Raw genomic sequence first — 6,251 nt, forward strand, 5'->3', positions numbered from 1 at the left:
CGAAACCGGAGAAGTCCCGATGAGAAGCCACGGAGAATTGCATCTCGTAAACCGAATAGGCTGGCTGCGGGCCGCCGTGCTCGGCGCAAATGATGGCATCGTCTCGACGGCAAGCCTTATCGTAGGGGTCGCCTCGGCCTCAACGGCAAGCTCGGAAGTTCTGGTAGCGGGTATTGCGGGGCTTGTCGCCGGCTCCATGTCTATGGCGGCGGGCGAATACGTCTCGGTCAGCTCGCAGTCCGACACGGAGAAGGCAGACCTCGGCCGCGAACGGCAGGAGCTTATAAAACAACCGGATTTCGAAAGGGAAGAGCTGGCGCAAATCTATGTCGATCGTGGGGTTGAGCCCGTTCTTGCTCGGCAGGTTGCTGATCAGCTGATGGCGAAAGATGCACTTTCAGCCCATGCACGCGACGAACTCGGGATTTCCGAAATGATGACTGCGCGACCGATCCAGGCTGCCTTGACCTCTGCCGCAACCTTCGCGGTTGGAGCCGCAATGCCGCTGCTCATGGTGGTCGTATCGCCCGCATCCATGCTTGTCATAACCGTCTCTGTGGCATCGCTCGCCTTCCTGGCGCTGCTTGGCGCCATTGGGGCGAGGGCTGGCGGGGCCGGTGTCGTGAGGCCAACGCTGCGTGTTACATTTTGGGGTGCGTTCGCGATGGCGCTGACGGCAGGCATAGGCCATCTTGTTGGAGCCGTCATCTGAGACGCCCGAATGCAACGCACGTTCGCTCCCGGCTGTTTTCATCAATAGATCGATGCCGAACGATGTCTTGGCGCCTCCTGACGGTCCAAGGTGACAGGGCTTTCAGGGAGCTCGGCGCCTAGTTAACCGCTCCAGCCCTCATCCCCCGGCTCGATGCGCCTGAAGTCAACCGGGCTATCGAAGCTGCCATCGACAGAAGCTTCTGAGACAGTCGATCGCGGTTGGTTATCACGTTTGGGACCCTACCACCCCTCGTTTCAGCTTCGAGCGTTTAAGCGACGTCATGTTATTGCCGTGCCAGGTGAAGCCGCGCTGGAGCCAACCCTGTAACCATAGCAGGGGCGATAAGATATCGCGCAAGATCCAGGCAAGTATCAATGTTAATCCGAGCGGCCATCGATAGACAACCGCGAGGGCGACTTCCGCCGAATACCAGCAGACGATGAGCAGAGGAAGTCCGATCCACGCCAGCACATCCATCGTTGCCAGGATGCAGTACAGAATCGCCACCGGCAGTATGCCTGTCAAAATTTCCGCCGAATAAGCCAACGGAAAAGAGGAGCGCCGCAATTGTGCCCAGCGCAATTGTCTGCTCCAGACTTGAGACCACGTCCTGCGACCCAGTGGTTGCTGAAAAGGCTCACGGACGACAGCAACTTTTTTGCCCGTCCGGCGAGCGATCTTGGTCGCAGCCGCATCCTCGGCGACCTCGCTTGCTAGTATTGACAATCCGCCCGAATGCTCCAACTCCCGCCGAGAGAGCATCATCGTCTTGCCTTGCGCATAACCGTACCTCAGGAAGTCGGCCACCAGCTGCCAACGCGCTTGATATGTGTTGAGGAACGCCGCTTCCAAGGCCGCCGCCAGCCCTTCTGCATCGCTGCCGACGGGTGGCGAGCAAATGACAGAGGTCGCGGAGGACCAGCGCTCGCGAAGATCATCAATATAAGCGGGAGGGACCAAAACATTGCTGTCGGAGATGACAACCCAATCATATTTCGCGGCGCGCCAGCCTTTCCAAATGTTATTCAGCTTCGGATTTTGTGATATTTTATCGTCGCCAATGAGCAGATGCGCATCCGCGGCAGGGTGGGAGGCTATGAGCTCACGAACAAGCGGTATAGCCGGGTCATCGGGTGAGGCTACGCAAAAAATCAACTCGTACTGAGGATAGTCGATGGCAAAACTGCTTCGTAATGTGCGGCGCAGGTTGTTTTCCAATCCGCAGACCGGCTTTATGATCGTAACTCCGTCAGGGCCGCATTTTGCCGACGTTCTCCAGAGCAACTTCCGCAAAACCGCTAGCGCTACGCTTACGAATTGCGTTGCAACCAACAAAATCATGCCTGCCGAGATGATGACTGGTACGATGTTCATTTCCTCTCCGCCGCGGCTCGAAGACGCGCTTTGCTAAACTAGGCGAAAAGCCACTCCCCGCCTTGTCCGAGTTCCTGCCGTGCTGGCAGCCATCCACCGGCGTTAAAAATGCACTCGCCATGGTGTCCGGGCTGCAGCAGCTCGCATGCGGCGCACCTTGGTCTCCTCGGACGATTGTGCACCCTCGGCCGATATATCGGCATTCCAATCGCACGCTCAGCGATGGACACCTCGCGCGATAAATTCCGGCTTTCCGGAATGCCTGCCCAGCCCCAAGCAGCGGTTCTCGATTGCCGCATCACGCAGCTAAATGCCTCTCGATCTCGTTCAGCGGAAGATTAACAAGGTCCTTATCATATTCCGCTGCGATCCGTCTCCTGGTCGTCTCCGGCATGGCACGCCGCAGGTCAGCAAGCGCCTTCGGGGGAGCAACCACGAAAAGCTTATGAACATCGTTTTGCTCGCAAATTGCCTCCAGCTTTTCGGCAACCATCGACAAGAATCGCTCTTCTTGCTGCTCATGAAAATTCGTCTGGCCGACGCTACTGCGATGGCTGCCCATCGCAACACGGCCCGGCTTGTCCGTTCCTTGCTCGCGGGCCGGGGCGTTATGCGGGTTCTCGATGACTTGCTGGACTTCAAGCATCAGATTGAACGCGTTCCCGACATTGCGGAGCAAGAGTGCCTTGCTGGCATCTGAAACGAGAATCCAAGCATTATAAGGAATGATTGCATCGTTCATGACATTGTCCTCTTTCGTTAGATCGCTACGAAGATATTCCCCCATCCCGTGAGGCCACATTGACCCTGGTCAATCCCAGCCAAGAGGCGCCTTGCAGCATTCCCAATCGTGGCCGTAGTGTTCGTCTGCTATGGCGCCTATCAGGGTACCTTCCGTGCCGCTGGAAAGGCGCTCGCTTCTGACTTCGCACCCCGGGAACTGCGCGCCGGCGGCATCGGCTGGTACAATTTCCTGGTTGGGCTCACTCAACTCATTGCCAGCGTCATCGCCGGTCTGCTTTTGGATCACCTAGGCCATCAGGCCGTGTTCATCTATGGAGCAGTTTTCGCAGTGGTCGGCATCGTTGCGCTCCTGATACTTGTGCCCGCAGACAGCAGCATCAGCGAGCGCTTCGAGTGACACGGCTCGCCAACGCGACATGACACGCCGTCTTAATTCGACCCGGATCGATAGAGGTCGAAGACAGGGAATGATCACTGAGTGATCGACACGGCGATTTTGCGCCAGGTTTACAGTATCGGCGGCAAGATGTTGCCGGGGGTTGGAGAACTGAAGGACAGACCCAACCATAAGCGGAGGTGCGAGTTGAACATCCGCGCCAGATCATCGATGAGCCTTGTCACCGCGAAGGTGCGGGGACCAATTATGGCGGTCTGCATCAAGGAACTCCGGACTACGTGTTCCGCCACCAGTTGCGAACGATGTGATGTCCTTCCAAGACGGAGCCCACTCTATTGTACATCAACGCAGTAACTTCGGTTCGACGGACTAATTGATCAAGCTCAATGCGCGGAAACCGGGCCAGCGCGAAAATGGTGCCATCATCGAACAGGAGGGAATGGGTCATACTGAAGACGTTTGTAGCATCCGTAACGTTGGCGCCATTCAGGTCACTCCTCCTCGCAGGAGAAGGCGATTGCTAAAATAGGTTACCTGGACCGATTTATCGCTTCAACGAAGCGGAACGGCATCTGAACTTGCTGGTGTCGGCGGCGCCGGCGAACGCAGAGGATTTCGCGACCACTTCTACGGGACGGACTATTCTGGAGAATTGTTCACCCGCATTCATGGAGAGAAACGATGGTTTTAGAGGAAAAGACAAGATCGGACTGGAATGAGCCCGTCTATGTTCAGGTGGCAAGGCGGGCGCCCGACACCATCCACAACCCAACCGAGGCACTCAATTTCCTCGCCAACGCGTGGAAAGGCTCGCGGAAGAAGCACAGCTTTGCAAGAGAGATCTGTGCTGCTGCGGCACTCGGGCAGGTTTCTCCCGAAACGGCGCGGGAGGCTTTCGTGGAGGCTGCTTCCGAAGCGAGAATGGTCATCGGCGCGCCCCATACGGAAGCTCGGAGCTAATTCCGGCGATATTTCTGGCGTTTGCTTCTCCAGATTGCTCGCAGCCGCCGTTCGGCCGATGTCGGTTGCTTCCTACATTGCGCCCATCGCATACCTCACCGGAGATTTCTGTAAGCCGCTTCTACAGCTTTTCCTTGTCGTGCTCGCTGGTTATCGCCTCGATTCCTTGCCGATCCACTTGATCCTTGCTTTGACAGTCTGCTGCAAGCCGCCGCCTAAGGTTGTCCTCGCGCTCGTCTAGAAGACGGACGTGCCTTGCCGCGAGGTCCCCGAGCGTTGCAGCGTTAAGCCTGAAGCTGCGATCTTGCGAGATTGAGCTCGCGTCAGGATTGCCAGATCCCGCGGCATCGCCTTGCGGCGATCGCCGAAGCCGTGGACCCCGATCGCGCATTTGCGAAAGGTGCCTCGGACCTGATTGACGATCAAGGTTACAGCGTCTCGTTTTGCACATCTTCGGCGATGACGAGTGGCGGTCTGCCGGGCTCGGCTATTTTCCTCGAGCAGACCAGCCAGCTCCCCGAGTGTGGAGGCTTTTCCACTCGAAGATCGGGATCCGGGCACCCTCGAAAATGCGCCCATCTTCTTCGCGACCGTTGCGAAATAAAGCGAAAACATAGCCGCGCTCGAATTGCGTGCTCTCCATGATGTCGAGGCGGGTTTTCATCGTCTTGGATTCCTCGGCAGCAATAACGCCTTCGAAGCCGCCGAGATATCGGGTGAGCAGAAAATTGATCCTCCGCAAAGCCGCTTCGTCGACGCCGTATACACTGTGGCTTTGTGGAAGATTGGGAAAGTGCCGTAGAACAAAGGTTGCCATTGGCTCATGACCCATGATCGGAGCAATGACATGATTCATTTTTCCGCGGGACGATGGGTACGCTGGTTTCTCATCGATCATCTTTTGTTGATCGTTGTTATTCTGATGCTTGCCACCATCTTCAGCATCCCGCTGATCAAATCGATGATCGAGCACGATCAGCGAAGCGCGCCGCTGCTGCGCTCAACCACCCAGTAGTTTGTTGTGTCCGCCGAAGGGACGAGATCACTCGCTCGGCCTCTAGCGCAAGTTAGGAGACCTATTTGGGTATGGTTAGACCGATGTTTTGATTTGTGATTCTCTCAATCGGAACGATCGATTGAGGGATGCGATGTCATGTTTGTAAACCGGCCCTGAACAATGACCCCGTTGAGATCCCCTGTAACGGTTTGAAATTGATAGGAACATCGGACCATCAACGGTTCATACGCAACGCCGGTGTGGTCGCCACTTTCTCCGCAGCATGGAATATATTTCAATGACTTAAGCCTCATACCAGCGGGGTCATCCTTGGATGCTTTTTCACAACCTCGACTTATTGCGTGATCTCAAGCGGATCAATTCCCACCTGGTCGCAGCTGCTGCTCATCCCATCCTGGAAGAGCGCGGCGAACACTTGCAGAGCGGACGCCGAGCCCGATCCCCAGGCGGCATTGACCGCGCATGACTAAAAGGTCCGATCTCAGCCGTCCGGTGGGGATACTGAAAGGCACTGAGTTCGCGGCCATCAGTCACGGCAAGACCAATAAATCGGACGCTTTGAAGCTGATAGTCACCCGCTCACCCACGGTGGGCGATGTGCGCCGTGGGTTGTTGAACATGTCGAAAGAAATCGTGTTGCCGGCGACGTTCATGCGGGTGCGAACAACTGAGCCAAGAAAATGCACTGATATGACCTCGCCTGTCAGGGCCGTGTCGCCCTTGGCCGATTCGGCCAGTGAGCCTGCCTCCGGGCGCAAAGCCAGCGATACCGTGTCACCAGGCTTGTAGGCGGTGACCGATTGCTTCAGCGTGACGTCCTGATCGCCGATCATGATGCGGCTGTTGTCGGGATCGACGACCTTACCTTCGATCAGGTTCAGCGTACCGACGAAGGAAGCGACGAAGCGGGTGGCCGGAGTGTTGTAGATCTCGAAAGGCGAACCGATCTGATCCGCGCGGCCGGCATTCATGACGACGATACGGTCGGAGATCGACAGCGCCTCTTCCTGATCATGCGTCACGAAAACGGTGGTGATGCCGAG

General features: G+C 56.8%; 8 protein-coding genes. 4 read left to right on the forward strand and 4 right to left on the reverse strand.

Annotation, left to right across the window (positions count from 1 at the left end; translation table 11 throughout):
* Positions 1 to 19: 19 nt before the first annotated feature.
* Positions 20 to 712 carry a VIT1/CCC1 transporter family protein gene (locus GA0061101_RS30280; protein WP_037199504.1) on the forward strand — a complete coding sequence of 231 codons (693 nt, stop codon included), beginning with the start codon at positions 20 to 22 and terminating at the stop codon, positions 710 to 712.
* Between the two features lie 228 nt (positions 713 to 940).
* Here GA0061101_RS30280 and GA0061101_RS30285 read toward each other — a convergent pair whose 3' ends face one another.
* Entirely contained in the window at positions 941 to 2,089 is a 1,149-nt protein-coding gene (locus GA0061101_RS30285; protein ID WP_037199506.1) for a ceramide glucosyltransferase, read from the reverse strand.
* A gap of 298 nt (positions 2,090 to 2,387) precedes the next feature.
* A complete protein-coding gene (locus GA0061101_RS30290) occupies positions 2,388 to 2,831 on the reverse strand; it encodes a host attachment protein (RefSeq protein WP_037199508.1) in 444 nt (147 codons plus the stop codon).
* A 108-nt stretch (positions 2,832 to 2,939) separates the two neighbouring features.
* Here GA0061101_RS30290 and GA0061101_RS30295 point away from each other — a divergent pair, with 108 nt between their 5' ends.
* Both GA0061101_RS30295 and GA0061101_RS30300 read left to right on the forward strand, forming a co-directional pair.
* Positions 2,940 to 3,230, forward strand: a complete 291-nt coding sequence (locus GA0061101_RS30295; RefSeq protein ID WP_197070367.1) for an MFS transporter — start codon at positions 2,940 to 2,942, stop codon at positions 3,228 to 3,230.
* Between the two features lie 681 nt (positions 3,231 to 3,911).
* Entirely contained in the window at positions 3,912 to 4,190 is a 279-nt protein-coding gene (locus GA0061101_RS30300; protein WP_037199515.1) for a DUF982 domain-containing protein, read from the forward strand.
* A gap of 487 nt (positions 4,191 to 4,677) precedes the next feature.
* On the opposite strand, the gene GA0061101_RS30315 is transcribed toward GA0061101_RS30300, so the two are convergent.
* Positions 4,678 to 5,046 (reverse strand): hypothetical protein, encoded by a 369-nt coding sequence (locus tag GA0061101_RS30315; protein ID WP_051964060.1) that lies wholly within the window; start codon positions 5,044 to 5,046, stop codon positions 4,678 to 4,680.
* Between GA0061101_RS30315 and GA0061101_RS39590 the strand changes: the two genes are divergently transcribed.
* A complete protein-coding gene (locus tag GA0061101_RS39590) occupies positions 5,038 to 5,205 on the forward strand; it encodes a hypothetical protein (protein ID WP_156143677.1) in 168 nt (55 codons plus the stop codon). The two genes, GA0061101_RS30315 and GA0061101_RS39590, sit on opposite strands and share 9 nt — an antisense overlap.
* Positions 5,206 to 5,738: 533 nt before the next feature.
* Here GA0061101_RS39590 and GA0061101_RS30320 read toward each other — a convergent pair.
* Positions 5,739 to 6,251 (reverse strand): TOBE domain-containing protein (locus GA0061101_RS30320; protein ID WP_141694138.1); only part of this gene is annotated, 513 nt, incomplete at its 5' end.

The organism is Martinezella lusitana, from assembly GCF_900094565.1.
Classification (GTDB): Bacteria; Pseudomonadota; Alphaproteobacteria; order Rhizobiales; family Rhizobiaceae; genus Rhizobium; species Rhizobium lusitanum.